Raw genomic sequence first — 14344 nt, forward strand, 5'->3', positions numbered from 1 at the left:
GACCGCCGCGTGGCACCGGCAATGTGCGGCCATGCCACCCATCCGCCGAATTCCCCTTGCCGATGCCGATGCGACCGCCCGACTGGGGCGGGCGATGGCCGCGATCGTGAATGTGGGCGACGTCATCTGCCTTTCGGGCGACCTCGGCGCCGGCAAGACTCATCTGGCCCGGAAGATCATCCAGTCTCTGCAGGAACGGCACGGCACGCCCGTCGAGGATGTCCCGTCACCGACCTATACGCTGGTCCAGAGCTATGGCGCAGGTCCGATCGAGATCGTGCATGCCGATCTCTACCGCCTGTCCGACCCCGCCGAACTCGATGAACTCGGACTGACCGACGCGATGGAGACGGCGCTCTGCCTCGTCGAATGGCCCGATCGCATGGGGCGGCGCGTGCCGCCCGACGCGCTCAGGATCGAACTTTCCGTTTCGGGCGAAGGACGTGTCGCCACGTTCGAGGGCCATGGCTGGGACGTGCGGATCGAGGGCATCGCCGATGTCTGATCGCGCGGAACTGACCGATGCATTCCTTTCGGATGCGGGATGGGGCGGTGCCACGCGGATCCCGCTCGCCGGCGATGCCTCGTCGCGTCGCTACGAGAGGCTCCGGCGCGGCGCGGATCGGGCGATCCTGATGGATGCCCCGCCCGACATCTGCGGGTCTCAGGACGCCTTCGTCAGGATGTCCCGGCATCTTCGCGGCATCGGCCTCGCGGCGCCCGACTGCCTTGCCGCCGATCCGGGTTCGGGGCTCTACCTGCTCGAGGATCTGGGCGAAGGCATGGCGGCGCATGTCGCGGAGCAGGGTGACGAGTTCGCGATCTACGCCGCCGCGACGGATGCCCTCGTCCGCATGCAGGAGGCGCCTTGCCCCGACTGGGTGCGCCCCTACGGGCCCGCCGAGATGGTCGCGGCGATCGCCCCCGCCCGCATCGCCTTCGGCGGCGAGGGACACCGCCCCGACTGGGACGCGGTCGAGGAGATCCTCTGCGCGCTGCTTGAGACGCACGACATGCCGGCCGTCCTCATCCATCGCGACTACCACGCCGAGAACCTCGTCTGGCGCCCGGAACGGGAGGGGCTTTCGCGGATCGGCATCCTCGATTTCCAGGACGCGCTCGCAGGGCATCCGGCCTACGATCTCGCCTCGCTCCTGCAGGATGCGCGCCGCGACGTGGGCCGCGATCTCGAAGAAGCGATGATCCGCCGTTTCGCCGATGCGCGCGGTATCGCCGAAGGGCCGTTCCGCATCGCCTATGCCGTGCAGGCCGTACAACGCCACCTCAGGATCCTCGGCATCTTTGCACGGCTCGCGACCGAGGCGGGCAAGCCGGGCTATCTCCGCTTCGTCCCCCGCGTGCGCCGCGATCTCGACCGCGACATGTCGCATCCGCAACTCGCGACGCTTCGCGCGCATCTCGACCGCCTCCTGCCCGCACGGGACGACGCGGCATGAGCGGCCTGCCCCTCATGCTCTTCGCGGCGGGCTTCGGCACGCGGATGGGCCATCTGACCGCCCATCGTCCGAAGCCGATGATACCCGTCGCGGGACGGCCGCTGATCGACCATGCCATCGCGCTGGGGCGCGGGGCCGGGGTGACGCGCATCGTCGCCAACACGCATTACCTCCCCCACATGATCGAGCCGCATCTCTCGGACGAGGGGGTCGTCGTCTCGCACGAGGCACCCGAGATCCTCGATACCGGCGGCGGACTCGTCCATGCCTTGCCGCTTCTGGGCGACGGACCGGTCCTCACCCTCAACACCGACGCCCTCTGGACCGGGCCGAACCCGCTTTCGACGCTTGCGGAAGCCTGGGAGGACGGCATGGACGCGCTGCTGCTCTGCGTGCCGCCGGACCGTGCGCATGGGCGCGAGGGACCGGGCGACTTCACGCTTACCGACGGACGTCTCTCGCGCGGGGGGGACATGATCTACACCGGCGCGCAGATCATCCAGCCGCATGTGCTGGGCGCGGCGCGCGACCGGGTCTTCTCCCTGTCGCGGATCTGGACCGACCTCGCCGCGCGCGGCACGCTTCGCGGGATCGTGCACGAGGGCCACTGGGCCGATGTGGGCCATCCGGGCGGCATCGCACTGGCCGAGGCGATGCTCGCCGATGTTTGATGCGGACCCGACACCGCGGCTCTTCGGGCTGCCGCCCGGCGCCGATTTCCCCGCCGAACTCGTCCGCGGGATCGAGGCGCGGCTGGGCGATGCCGCGCCCGAGGACTGGGCCCGCGTCGAGCTCTACGTCAACACGAGCCGCACGGCGCGCAGGCTCTCGGCAATCTTCGGCGCGGGGCCGCCGCGTCTCCTGCCGCGGGTGCGCCTTCTCTCGGCGCTCGGCACCGATCCCCTCCTGACCGACCTGCCCCCGCCCGCCGATCCGCTCGGCCGCAGGCTGGAGCTCACGCAGCTCACGGCCGCGCTCATCCGTGCCGATCCCGACCTCGCGGGGCAAAGCGCGGCCTTCGACCTTGCCGACAGCCTCGCCACCCTCATCGACGAGATGCAGGGCGAGGGCGTCCCGCTCGGGGCCATCACCGGGCTCGACGTGACGGATCAATCCGGCCACTGGCAGCGCGCGTTGCGATTCCTGTCCCTTCTCGAAGGGTTCCTCGCTGCCGATACGACCCCCGACCCCGAGGCACGCCAGCGCCGCGTCGTCGAGGCGCTGATCGAGAAATGGCAGATCGCACCGCCGGCCCATCCGGTGATCGTCGCGGGCTCCACGGGGTCGCGGGGAACGACCGCGCTTCTGATGCGGGCGGTCGCGCAGCTGCCACAGGGCGCCGTGATCCTGCCGGGGGTCGATCCGGACATGCCGCGCGAAATCTGGGACGCGATGGGCGACGCCCTTTCGGCCGAGGACCATCCGCAATACCGCTTCGTGCGGATCGCGCGCGATCTGGACCTGCATCCGGGCGACATCAGGCCCTGGACCGACGCCGATCCCGATCCGCAGCGGCGCAGGCTCGTCTCGATGGCGCTGCGGCCAGCGCCGGTCACGGATGGCTGGCTGCGCGACGGCCCCGCTCTGGGCGACCTTGTCGAGGCGGCGGCCAACGTCTCGCTGCTCGAGGCGCCCGATCCGCGGATCGAGGCGCTCGCCATCGCGATCCGGCTGCGCGCCGCGCTCGACGAGGGGAAGGTCGCGGCGCTCATCTCTCCCGATCGGGTGCTGACGCGGCAGGTGACCGCCGCGCTCGACCGCTGGGGGATCGAACCCGACGACAGCGCCGGGCGACCGCTCGCGCTTTCGGTGCCGGGGCGGCTGCTCAGGCACATGGCCGCGCGGCTGGGCACCCCCTCCGCGCCCGAGGATCTGCTGACGATCCTCAAGCACCCGCTGACCCATACGGGAACCGATCGGGGCCCGCATCTGCGCCTGACGCACGAACTCGAGCTCTGGCTGCGCCGCGACGGCCCGCCTCACCCGACGCCCGAAGATCTGCACGGCTGGGCCAGCCGCTCCGGCATCGAGGGCGCCGAGGAATGGGTCGCATGGATCGAGGCGACGATCCTCGCCGCCGCCCTGCTCCGCGACGGTGCCCTTTCCGACATTGTCGCCCGGCATCTGAGCCTCACCGAGGCGCTCGCCGGCGGCCCTGCGGGCGGCAGCGGTGAGCTCTGGCTCGAACGGGCGGGCGAAAAGGCGGCAGAGGTCATGTCGGGCCTCGGCGATCAGGCCGATGCGGCCGGCGCCTTCACCCTGACGGATTACCGTGCGCTGCTCGACGCGATCCTCGACACCGATGTCCGCGACCCGATCCGACCCGATCCCCGCGTGATGATCTGGGGCACGCTCGAGGCGCGGGTGCAGGGCGCCGATCTGGTGATCCTCGGCGGGCTCAACGAAGGCGTCTGGCCCGAGGCGCCGAAGGCCGATCCCTGGCTGAACCGGCGGATGCGGGCCGAAGCGGGCCTCCTCCTGCCCGAACGGCGCATCGGACTGTCGGCCCACGATTTCCAGCAGGCCGTCTGCGCCCCCGAGGTCCTGATCACCCGCGCGGCGCGCAATGCCGAGGCCGAGACGGTCATGTCCCGCTGGCTCAACAGGCTCACCAACCTGATGGCGGGGCTCGAGGCGACGGGCGGCAGGACCGCGCTCGACGAGATGCGGGCGCGCGGCCGCGTCTGGCTCACCCATGCCGAGACGCTCGAGGCGCGCATCCTGCCTTCGCCGCCCGAACGGCGCCCCGCGCCCTGCCCGCCCGTGCATATGCGCCCGCGCGAGCTCAGCGTTACCGACATCCAGCGGCTCGTCCGCGATCCCTATGCGATCTACGCGCGGCGGATCCTCAACCTCTCCCCGCTCGATTCGCTGAGGAAAGACCCCGATGCGGCGCTGCGCGGCACGCTGATCCACAGCGTGTTCGAGCGCTACGTCGAAGAGGGCATAGACCCCGCGGCGCCCAACGCGGCCGACGCCCTCATGCGCCTGGCCGAGGAGGAGCTGATCCGCGACGTGCCCTGGCGGGCCACGCGCATCGCCTGGCTCGCCCGGCTCGAACGGGTCGTGCCCTGGTTCCTCGACCAGGACGCGGCGCATCGCGCAACGGCCATGCCGGAGGCGCAGGAGCGTCGCGCCCGGCTCGAAGTGGCAGGCACGGGAGTCACCATCGTGGGCAAGGCCGACCGGATCGACCGCGCGACCGATGGCGGCCTCGTCCTGCTCGACTACAAGACGGGCGCTGCCCCGACGGCCCGGCAGATCCGTCAATACGATCCGCAGCTCCTGATCGAGGCGGTGATGGCCGAAGCCGGTACATTCGAGGGGTTGCCCGCCGCCCGCGTCGCGCAGGTCGGCCATGTCGAACTCGGCTCGACCCCGCGCTGGCGCAGCCACCCGCTGCGTGACCCCGCAGCCGAAGTGCCGCTGTCGCCCGAGGAAGCGCTCGCAATGCTGACGAAGCTCCTCTCGGCCTATGGCGACGAGGGCCAGGGATACGCTTCGCGCCGCGCGATGGAAAAGATGGCCTACGAGCACGGCTACGACCACCTCGCGCGGTTCGGTGAATGGGACATATCCGAACGCCCCGAAAAGGTCGTGCTGCGATGAACGAGGCGACGCTCAGACAGATCGAGGCCGCGGCGCCCGATCGCTCCACCTGGCTCGCCGCGAATGCCGGCTCGGGCAAGACACGCGTGCTGACCGACCGCGTGGCGCGGCTGCTGCTGGGCGGCGTGGCGCCGCAGAACATCCTCTGCCTCACCTATACCAAGGCCGCGGCGAGCGAGATGCAGAACCGGCTTTTCAAGCGGCTGGGTGCCTGGGCGATGGTGCCCGACGCCGCCCTGCGCGAGAACCTGAGCGACCTCGGCGTGCCGCGCGACGTGGATCTCGCCGAGGCCCGGCGGCTCTTCGCAAAGGCCGTCGAGACGCCGGGCGGGCTCAGGATCCAGACGATCCATTCCTTCTGCTCGATCCTGCTGCGCCGCTTCCCGGTCGAGGCCGGCGTCTCGCCGCAATTCACCGAGATGGACGACCGCAACGCCGAGCTTCTGCGCGACGATTGCCTCGAGACGCTGGCCGAGACCCGTCCCGAGATCGTGACCGGGATGGCCCGCATCCTCGGCGGGACCGAGATGCGCCCCTTCACCGCAGCCCTCGTCGGCGCCCGCGACGCCTTCCGCACGCCGATGGACGAGGCGGCGTTGCGCGACCTGCTCGACCTGCCCGCCGACCGGACGATGGAGGGCCTGCTGGCTCACGTCTTCTCGGACGAGGCGCCGACCCTCCTGCCCCGCGTGGCGCGCGTGATGGCCGAACATGGCGGCAAGACCGACCAGGCCCATGCCCCCGACATCGCGCGCTGCGACGCGCCCACGCTCGACAATCTCGAAACGCTGGAACGAAGGCTCCTTTCCGGCGAAGGCGCGAAGGAGCCTTTCGCGGCCAAGATCGGCAAATACCCGACCAAGGCCGCCCGGACGGCGATGGATCCCGAGGATGCCGAGGCCCTCGACGCGCTGATGGAACGTGTCGAGGCGGCCCGCGACGAGCGTCTCGGCCTCGTCACGCTCGAGCGGAACCTCGTCCTGCAAGGCTTCGCCGCCGCCTATCTGCCGCTCTATGCGGCGGCCAAGGCCGCGCGGGGATGGCTCGATTTCGACGATCTGATCTTCAAGGCGCGCGACCTGCTGACCGAGAAGGCGGTGGCCGACTGGGTGCTCTACCGGCTCGACGGGGGGATCGACCACATCCTCGTCGACGAGGCGCAGGACACCTCGCCCGCGCAATGGCAGGTGATCGAGGCGCTCGCACGCGAGGTGGCGTCGGGCCACGGCACGCAGGAGGCCGGAGAGCGGACCCTCTTCGTCGTGGGCGACAAGAAGCAGTCGATCTATTCCTTCCAGGGGGCCGACCCCGAAGGCTTCGACCGGATGCACGACAGCTTTGCCGAACGGCTGGGCCCCGACCGGCTGCAACGCCTCGACATGCTGCATTCCTTCCGGTCCGCGCCCGCGATCCTGTCGGCGGTCGATGCGGTCTTCGCCGATCAGGGCATGACGCATCTGGCCTTCCGCGACGCCCTGCCCGGCCGCGTCGATCTCTGGCCGCTGGTCGAACCCGGTGAGGAGGAGGAGGCGCCCGATTTCGACGACCCGGTCGATCGCGTCTCGCCGCGCGACGCCACCGCGCTGCTGGCCGATCACATCGCGAACGGGATCGCGTCGATGATCGGGCGCGCGACCATCCCCGACGAGAACGGCGAGCGGCGCGTGGTCCATGCGGGCGACGTGCTGATCCTCTTCCGCTCGCGCGGGGCGCTGTTCCAGGCGACGATCCGCGCCTGCAAGAAGGCGGGGCTTCCCGTGGCGGGCGCCGACCGCCTGACACTGACGAGCGAGCTCGCCGTCAAGGACATCGCCGCGCTCCTGTCCTTCCTCGCCACGCCCGAGGACAGCCTCTCGCTCGCCTCGGCCCTCCGCTCGCCCCTCTTCGGGTGGAGCGAGCAGGAGCTCTACACGCTGGCCGCCGGTCGCACCGAACGCCATCTCTGGCAGGCGCTGCGCCATCGCCGGGACGACCATCCCGCGACGCTGGAGATCATCGACGATCTGCGCGGACAAGCCGATTACCTGCGCCCCTACGACCTGATCGAGCGGCTGATGACGCGCCATCGCGGCCGCGCGCGCCTCGTCGGGCGGCTCGGGCGCGAATGCGAGGAGGCCATCGACGCCCTGCTGTCGCAGGCCCTCGACTACGAACGGACCGACATCCCCAGCCTCACGGGATTTCTCAACTGGCTCACCGGCGACGAGATCCAGATCAAGCGCCAGTCCGAAGGTGCCGGACGCAACCTGCGCATCATGTCGGTGCACGGGGCCAAGGGACTCGAGGCGCCGATCGTCATCCTGCCCGAGACGATGGGCCAGCCGCCGAACATCGACGCCCCGCTCTGGCCCGTGCCGGGCGGCCGGGTCCTCAAGCAGCCGAAGGATCAGCGCCCGCCGCTTCTCAGGGCCGCGCACGACGTGCTGTCGCAGGCCCAGGCAGCCGAACGCGACCGACTGCTCTACGTCGCGATGACGCGGGCGCAGTTCTGGCTGATCCTGTGCGGCGCGGGCGACCCCGGCAGGAGCGACGGCCGGTGGTACGGGCAGCTCGCGGCCGGTCTCGCCGCCCTGCCCTCGGACGGGCTCGACACCCCCGCGGGGCCCGGGCACCGCTATCAGATCAACGAATGGGACGATCTCCAGTTCGTGGCGAGGAACGAGGTCCGCACCCCCGAACCTGCCGTCGATCTGCCGGACTGGCTGACCCGCGATGCGGGCCCCCCGCCCGCGGAGCCCGCGATCCTCAGGCCATCCGGCCTCGGCGGCGCCAAGGCGCTGCCGGGCGAGACGATGCCGCAGGACGGCGACGACGCCCTTCTCAGGGGGACCGAGCTTCACGCGCTTCTCGAACACCTGCCCCCCGACCGGCCCGAGGACTGGCCCGACCTCGCCCGCCGCGTGCTGCCCGCTCTCGACGAGGAGGCCCGCGCCGCGCGTCTCTCCGAGGTGGGACGCGTCCTCGGCGCGCCGGCCTTCCGCGACCTGCTTGCCCGCCCCGCCTTCATCGAGGTCGAGTTGAGCGTGCCGCATCCCTCGGGGGCCCGGATCGAGGGGGCGATCGACCGCCTGATCGTCGACGATGACCGCGTCCTCGCCATCGACTACAAGTCGAACCGCATCGTGCCCGAGACACCCGACGCCATTCCCGAAGGCCTATTGCGGCAGATGGGCGCCTATGCCGCGGGCCTCGCCCGGATCTACCCCGGCAAGCGTGTCGAACTGGCGCTTCTCTGGACCGCGACGGCCACGCTGATGCCGGTCGAGACGGCGCTGGCGGCCCGCGCCTTCGCCGCCCTGGACGATCTTGACGCCCAAACGCCCCGTGCCTAGGTGTCGCCTCTGCCCCAATCAGGAGATGCAAGATGGCGACCGTTCCCGTGACCGACGACACCTTCGACGCCGAAGTCCGTTCCGCCGACCTTCCCGTCGTGGTGGATTTCTGGGCCGAATGGTGCGGTCCCTGCAAGCAGATCGGCCCCGCGCTCGAAGAGCTTTCGACCGAATACGAAGGCCGCGTGAAGATCGTCAAGGTCAACGTGGACGAGAACCCGCAATCGCCCGCTCAGATGGGCGTCCGCGGCATCCCCGCGCTCTTCCTCTTCAAGAACGGCGAGGTCGTGTCGAACAAGATCGGCGCCGCGCCGAAGGCCGCGCTCGAGAGCTGGATCACCGAACAGATCTGAGCGGCCCGCCGAGACAGAAGACCCGATATCGAAGGACGCCCCCTGCGGGCGTCCTTTTCGCATGGGCTCGGCGGATCGCCGCTTCGCGGTTGGCAAGCCGTGACCGCGCCTCCATATCGGGGCACGAACGACAGAAAGGAACATCGACAATGGCCGAGAGCGATTTCCCCGGCTGGCATGGCACCACGATCATCGCGGTGCGCAAGGGCGGCCGCGTCGTGATCGCGGGCGATGGGCAGGTCAGCCTCGGGCCGACCGTCATCAAGGGCACCGCGCGCAAGGTGCGGCGCATCTCGCCCGGCGGCTTCGACGTGATCGCGGGCTTTGCGGGATCGACCGCCGACGCCTTCGCGCTTCTCGAACGGCTCGAGACCAAGCTCGAAGCGACGCCCGGACAGCTCCAGCGCGCGGCAGTCGAGCTCGCCAAGGACTGGCGCACCGACAAGTACCTGCAAAAGCTCGAGGCGATGCTGATCGTCTCGGACGGCACCGAACTCTACGTCATCACCGGCGCGGGCGACGTGCTCGAACCCGAGCATGACGTCACGGCCATCGGATCGGGCGGCAACTACGCGCTCGCCGCCGGCCGCGCCCTGATGGAAGGCGATCTCGATGCCGAGGCGATCGCCCGGCGCGCCATGGCGATCGCCTCGGATATCTGCGTCTACACGAACGGCAACCTGACGATCGAGACGCTCGAGACGCGAAAGGAAGCGCAATGACCGACCTGACCCCGCGCGAGATCGTCTCCGAACTCGACCGCTTCATCATCGGCCAGAAGGACGCCAAGCGCGCCGTGGCCGTGGCCCTCCGCAATCGCTGGCGGCGCAAGCAGCTGCCCCCCGAGATGCAGGAAGAGGTCTATCCGAAGAACATCCTGATGATCGGGCCCACCGGCGTCGGCAAGACCGAGATCTCGCGCCGCCTGGCCAAGCTCGCCCGCGCGCCCTTCCTCAAGGTCGAGGCGACGAAGTTCACCGAGGTCGGCTATGTCGGCCGCGACGTGGAACAGATCATCCGCGACCTGGTCGAGCAGTCGATCACCATGACCCGCGACTACATGCGCGAGGACGTGAAGACCCGCGCCGAGGAACGCGCCGAGGAACGCGTGATCGACGCCGTCGCCGGCGAGAATGCCCGCGAAGGCACGCGCGAGATGTTCCGCAAGAAGCTCCATGCCGGTGAGCTCGACGCTACCGAGATCGAGCTTGAGGTCGCCGACACGTCGAACCCGATGGGCAACATGGAGATCCCGGGCATGCCCCAGGGCGGCATGATGAATATCGGCGACATCTTCGGCAAGGCGTTCCAGGGGCGCACCGTCCGCAAGAAGATGACGGTCGCCGAAAGCTACGAGATCCTCATCGGCGACGAGGCCGACAAGCTGCTCGACGACGAGAGCGTCAACAAGGCCGCGATCGAGGCGGTGGAGCAGAACGGCATCGTCTTCCTCGACGAGATCGACAAGGTCTGCGCGCGGCAGGATGCGCGCGGCGGCGAGGTCAGCCGCGAGGGCGTGCAGCGCGACCTGCTGCCACTGATCGAGGGCACGGTCGTCTCGACCAAGCACGGCCAGATCCGCACCGATCATATCCTCTTCATCGCGAGCGGCGCCTTCCACGTCGCGAAACCCTCGGACCTTCTGCCCGAACTTCAGGGCCGCCTGCCCATCCGGGTCGAGCTGCGCGCCCTGACCGAGGAGGATTTCGTCCGCATCCTGACCGAGACCGACAACGCGCTGACACGTCAGTACACCGCGCTTCTCGGGACCGAGCAGGTGACGGTCGATTTCACCGAAGGCGGCATCGCGGCGCTTGCCCGCATCGCAGCGCAGGTGAACCAGTCGGTTGAGAACATCGGCGCCCGGCGGCTCTACACCGTGATGGAGCGCGTCTTCGAGGAACTGTCCTTCGAGGCGCCCGACAAGGCCGGCACGACGATCACCGTCGACGAGGCCTTCGTGGAGCAGCATCTGGGCGAGCTCAGCCGCTCCACCGACATGAGCCGCTACGTGCTCTGACGACGCGTCCCGACGCGCCGCGCGGCCTTTCCATTCCGGCCGCGCGGCGCGATAGAAGGCGCATGTCATTCCCAACCTTCCTGCGCCGGAATGCCCCCTTCCTGATCGTGGGCATCCTCCTGACCCTCTGCTCCTCCTTCGGGCAGACCTTCTTCATTTCCGTCTTCGCCGGACAGATCCGGACCGAGTTCGACCTGACAAACGGCGAATGGGGGTTCCTCTATTCCGTCAGCACGACCGCATCGGCCATCGTCATGGTCTGGACCGGGGTTCTGACCGACACGTTCCGGGTGCGGGTCCTCGGTCCCATCGTCCTCGTCCTGCTGGCGGCGGCCTGCGCGGCGATGGCGCTCGTCGGGACGTGGTGGGGCCTCGTCGCGGCGATCTTCGCGCTCAGGCTCTTCGGACAGGGGATGTGCACACTCGTCGCGATGGTGGCGATGGCGCGCTGGTTCGTGGCCACGCGCGGCCGCGCGCTGTCGGTGTCGCGCGTGGGCGTCGCCCTCGGCGAGGCGTTCCTGCCGCTGGTCTTCGTCTCCCTCATGGCCGAGATCCCGTGGCGCGCGCTCTGGCTGTTTGCGGGCGGCTGCGTGCTGATCCTCGTCCCGCTGCTCTGGCCGCTCCTCAGGCTGGAGCGCACGCCGCAGAGCATCGCCTCGGACACGCAGAGCCTCGGGATGGGGAACGCGCACTGGACGCGGGGCCGGATGCTGCGCCATCCGCTCTACTGGATGCTGATCCCCGCGCTGCTGGCCCCCGCGGCCTTCTCCACCGCCTTCTTCTTCCATCAGGTGCATATCGCCGGGATCAAGGGCTGGAGCCATATGGGCCTCGTCGCGCTCTTCCCGGTCTTCACCGTCACGTCGATCGTCGCGATGTTCGCGTCGGGCGACGTGGTCGACCGGATCGGCACGGCACGGCTGATGCCCGTGGTGATCCTGCCGATGGCCGCGGGGTTCGCTGTCTTCGCGGCTGCCCCGAACCTCGCGCTCGGCGGGATCGCGCTCGGGCTCATGGGGATCACGCAAGGGCTGGTCGCGACGGTTCCGGCGGCCTTCTGGGCCGAATTCTACGGCACGCGCCATCTGGGCGGGATCAAGGCGCTCGCCACCGCGGCCATGGTCTTCGGCACCGCGATCGGGCCCGCGCTGACCGGTGCCCTCATCGACCTGGGGATCGATTTCGAGGATCAGCTCTTCGGCATCGCGGTCTATTTCCTCGCGGCCGCCGCGCTGGTCTTCGCGGGCATCGCGCGATCGCGCGGATCACTTCCCCGCGCGGCGTAGATAGACATAGAAGGCGCCCGACCCGCCATGGCTGCGATGCGCCTCGGCGATCTGCAGCACGGCGGATCTGAGCGGTCCCGAATTCAGCCATTGCGGCACCTGGTGGCGCAAGGCACCGCGCCTGACGGGCATCGGCGCGTCGATATCGCGCTCCCGCCCCTTGCCGGTGATGACGAGGACCAGCCGCTTGCCCGCACCGTGCGCGTCGAGGATGAACCTCACGAGCCTCGGATGCGCCTCGCTCAGCGTCAGGCCGTGCAGATCGATCCGCCCCTCGATCCCCAGCTTGCCGCGCTTCATCCGTCCGTAGGCCTTGGCATCCATCGCCACGGGCTGCCCCGACAACCGGTCCGACAGCGGCGCGATCAGATCATGCCCCGGTGCCCGCGCGGGCGCGTTCTGCCCGATGGCGAAATTCTTCAGGTCGTGTCCGGGTGCCGCCGGGGCGCGCGCGGGTGTCTCCATCCGCGCCTCGGCAGGTCGCGCGGCGCGCCGTTCGGGGTGCAACGGGACCGTCTGCCGCGCGATCCGCGACCAGAGCTCACGCTCGTCGGGACGAAGCCCCCTCGGACCCTTCCTCCGCGACATCAGAGCGGCGCCGCCATCGCATAGGCCCGCTGGATCGGCATGAGCACGACCATCCGGCCGCCATCCCGGATCCGGCCCGCGCGGCGTCCGGCCTCCCTGCCCGTCCCGACGAAGATGTCGGCACGCTGCGCGCCCTTGATCGCCGATCCGGTATCCTGCGCCACCATAAGGCGCTTCAGCGGCTCCGCGGCGCCCGTCTCGATCCAGACCGGGGCACCGAGGGGCGTGATCGACGGATCGACGGCAAGGCTGCGCATCGGCGTGATCGACCGGTTCATCGCCCCGAGCGGACCCCGATCGAGCGGCACCTCACCCACCTCGCGGAAGAACACGTAGGATGGATTGTGCCGGAGCAGCTCCAGCCCGTCTTCGCCGTTCCGCCGGACCCATGACCGGATCACGTCGGCCGAGACCTGGTGCGGCTCGTATTCGCCCCTCCGGACCAGCTCCAGACCGACCGACCGGTAATCGTGCCCGTTCTTGCCGCCATACCCCACGCGCAGGATCGTCCCGTCATCGAGCCTGATGCGGCCCGATCCCTGGATCTGGAGAAAGAAGACGTCCACCGGATCGTTGATCCACGCGATCTCGAGGCCCCGGCCGTCCAGCGCGGCCCCCTGCTCGATCTCGGCGCGCGAGATCCAGGATCCATCTTCCGCCTCCTCGGGAAGCCTATAGAGCGGATACTGGTACTGCCCACCGCGATACCGCGATCCGCGCAGTTCGGGCTCGAAATAGCCGGTAAAGACCATCGACGCCCCGTCCTCGATCAGGACGGGCCGGAAAAAGAGTTCGAAGAACGCCCGGGCGTCCTCCTGCACCGCCCCCGCACGACACAACGCGATCCAGTCGGGATCGCGCATGTCGCCGCAGGTTCCGAGGAAGACGTCGAGCGCCGCACGGTGATCGTCCGCCGACCACCCGTCGAGATCCCCCCAGTCGAGGATCGTGGATCTGGGTTCCGAAGATGCCGCCGCCCCCGCGAGGATCATCGCGGATGCCAGGGCCGCCGCGACCGCCCGCATCAGTCGCCCGTAGCGACCAGCACCCAGTTCGGATCGTCCGCCCCCATCGTCCGGGCAAAGGTCCAGGTGTCGCGCTGGCGCTTGATCTCGTTCGGGTCGCCCTCGACGATCTTGCCCTCGGCGTCGCGGACGACGACGGTCAGCTCGGCCAGGAATCGCACCGTCAGTTCCGCATGGCGCGTCTCGCGGTCGAAGGTCGCCTTGTAGAGCTCGACATCGCGCACGCCGAGGATCTCGCTCTCGACGGTCAGGCCCTGTTCGCGGCGCTGCTCGATCACGCCCTCGAAGGCTTCGGCCACGTCGGGGTCGAGGAAATCCCGCACCTCCGAGATGTCACCCTTCTCGAATGCACCGAGGATCATCTCGTAGGCACCGCGTGCGCCGCCCAGGAAATCGCCCACGCCGAAGCCCGGCTCGGCCATCTTCATCCCGGCCAGCGCCTTGGCATCGTCCGAGCCATCGGCGACGTGATCAACGATATCGTGATCGGGACCGCCCTCGATGACCTCGAATTCGGGCCTCTGGCGCACCTGTCGGGCACCTGCGCGGTCGTCGCCGGACACGGGGGGTTTCTCGAACCCGTCGCGCGTTCCCAGCACGTTCTTGAGGCGCAGGATAAGAAACAGAGCGATCCCTGCGAGAACAAGAAGCTGTATGACGGCAGAACTCATCGA

12 protein-coding genes are annotated in these 14344 nt (G+C 69.5%); 9 read left to right on the forward strand and 3 right to left on the reverse strand.

Translation table 11 applies throughout. The features are described from left to right. Positions 1-31 precede the first annotated feature (31 nt). The 9 genes from tsaE to RVY76_RS12950 all read left to right on the forward strand — a co-directional run bounded on the left by tsaE (position 32) and on the right by RVY76_RS12950 (position 12057). Complete coding sequence (tsaE, locus tag RVY76_RS12910) at positions 32-505, forward strand: tRNA (adenosine(37)-N6)-threonylcarbamoyltransferase complex ATPase subunit type 1 TsaE (RefSeq protein ID WP_317374517.1); 474 nt, start codon at positions 32-34, stop codon at positions 503-505. Next, positions 498-1457, forward strand: a complete 960-nt coding sequence (locus RVY76_RS12915) for an aminoglycoside phosphotransferase family protein (protein ID WP_317374518.1) — start codon at positions 498-500, stop codon at positions 1455-1457. The genes tsaE and RVY76_RS12915 overlap by 8 nt, the downstream gene beginning before the upstream one ends. After that, a complete protein-coding gene (locus RVY76_RS12920) occupies positions 1454-2128 on the forward strand; it encodes a nucleotidyltransferase family protein (RefSeq protein ID WP_317374519.1) in 675 nt (224 codons plus the stop codon). Before RVY76_RS12915 ends, RVY76_RS12920 begins: the two co-directional genes overlap by 4 nt. Next, complete coding sequence (gene addB, locus RVY76_RS12925; RefSeq protein WP_317374521.1) at positions 2121-5066, forward strand: double-strand break repair protein AddB; 2946 nt, start codon at positions 2121-2123, stop codon at positions 5064-5066. Before RVY76_RS12920 ends, addB begins: the two co-directional genes overlap by 8 nt. Further along, positions 5063-8398, forward strand: coding sequence for a double-strand break repair helicase AddA (gene addA, locus RVY76_RS12930; protein WP_317374522.1), 3336 nt, complete (start codon positions 5063-5065; stop codon positions 8396-8398). Before addB ends, addA begins: the two co-directional genes overlap by 4 nt. A 32-nt stretch (positions 8399-8430) precedes the next feature. After that, positions 8431-8751 carry a thioredoxin gene (gene trxA, locus RVY76_RS12935; protein ID WP_317374524.1) on the forward strand — a complete coding sequence of 107 codons (321 nt, stop codon included), beginning with the start codon at positions 8431-8433 and terminating at the stop codon, positions 8749-8751. Between the two features lie 149 nt (positions 8752-8900). Beyond that, complete coding sequence (gene hslV / locus RVY76_RS12940) at positions 8901-9473, forward strand: ATP-dependent protease subunit HslV (RefSeq protein WP_317374525.1); 573 nt, start codon at positions 8901-8903, stop codon at positions 9471-9473. After that, positions 9470-10771, forward strand: coding sequence for an ATP-dependent protease ATPase subunit HslU (gene hslU / locus RVY76_RS12945; RefSeq protein WP_317374526.1), 1302 nt, complete (start codon positions 9470-9472; stop codon positions 10769-10771). The genes hslV and hslU overlap by 4 nt, the downstream gene beginning before the upstream one ends. A gap of 62 nt (positions 10772-10833) precedes the next feature. Then, complete coding sequence (locus RVY76_RS12950; RefSeq protein ID WP_317374527.1) at positions 10834-12057, forward strand: MFS transporter; 1224 nt, start codon at positions 10834-10836, stop codon at positions 12055-12057. Here RVY76_RS12950 and RVY76_RS12955 read toward each other — a convergent pair. From RVY76_RS12955 to RVY76_RS12965, 3 genes are read right to left on the reverse strand one after another with little or no spacing between them, the layout of a single operon-like run. Beyond that, complete coding sequence (locus tag RVY76_RS12955) at positions 12037-12645, reverse strand: Smr/MutS family protein (RefSeq protein ID WP_317374528.1); 609 nt, start codon at positions 12643-12645, stop codon at positions 12037-12039. The genes RVY76_RS12950 and RVY76_RS12955 overlap by 21 nt on opposite strands. Beyond that, the gene (locus RVY76_RS12960) at positions 12645-13673 is read right to left on the reverse strand and encodes a murein transglycosylase A (RefSeq protein WP_410796033.1); all 1029 of its coding nucleotides are present in this window, start codon (positions 13671-13673) and stop codon (positions 12645-12647) included. The genes RVY76_RS12955 and RVY76_RS12960 overlap by 1 nt, the downstream gene beginning before the upstream one ends. Then, the gene (locus RVY76_RS12965; RefSeq protein WP_317374531.1) at positions 13670-14341 is read right to left on the reverse strand and encodes a Tim44/TimA family putative adaptor protein; all 672 of its coding nucleotides are present in this window, start codon (positions 14339-14341) and stop codon (positions 13670-13672) included. The genes RVY76_RS12960 and RVY76_RS12965 overlap by 4 nt, the downstream gene beginning before the upstream one ends. Between the last annotated feature and the right edge of the window lie 3 nt (positions 14342-14344).

It is taken from the genome of Palleronia sp. LCG004 (assembly GCF_032931615.1).
GTDB lineage: Bacteria > Pseudomonadota > Alphaproteobacteria > Rhodobacterales > Rhodobacteraceae > Palleronia.

Coding starts and splice junctions, on each gene's coding strand:
- RVY76_RS12965 (WP_317374531.1), bottom strand. CDS start 14,341: ATGAGTTCTGCCGTCATACAGCTTCTTGTTCTCGCAGGGATCGCTCTG.
- addA (WP_317374522.1), top strand. CDS start 5,063: ATGAACGAGGCGACGCTCAGACAGATCGAGGCCGCGGCGCCCGATCGC.
- RVY76_RS12950 (WP_317374527.1), top strand. CDS start 10,834: ATGTCATTCCCAACCTTCCTGCGCCGGAATGCCCCCTTCCTGATCGTG.
- tsaE (WP_317374517.1), top strand. CDS start 32: ATGCCACCCATCCGCCGAATTCCCCTTGCCGATGCCGATGCGACCGCC.
- RVY76_RS12955 (WP_317374528.1), bottom strand. CDS start 12,645: ATGTCGCGGAGGAAGGGTCCGAGGGGGCTTCGTCCCGACGAGCGTGAG.
- RVY76_RS12915 (WP_317374518.1), top strand. CDS start 498: ATGTCTGATCGCGCGGAACTGACCGATGCATTCCTTTCGGATGCGGGA.
- hslU (WP_317374526.1), top strand. CDS start 9,470: ATGACCGACCTGACCCCGCGCGAGATCGTCTCCGAACTCGACCGCTTC.
- hslV (WP_317374525.1), top strand. CDS start 8,901: ATGGCCGAGAGCGATTTCCCCGGCTGGCATGGCACCACGATCATCGCG.
- trxA (WP_317374524.1), top strand. CDS start 8,431: ATGGCGACCGTTCCCGTGACCGACGACACCTTCGACGCCGAAGTCCGT.
- RVY76_RS12920 (WP_317374519.1), top strand. CDS start 1,454: ATGAGCGGCCTGCCCCTCATGCTCTTCGCGGCGGGCTTCGGCACGCGG.
- addB (WP_317374521.1), top strand. CDS start 2,121: ATGTTTGATGCGGACCCGACACCGCGGCTCTTCGGGCTGCCGCCCGGC.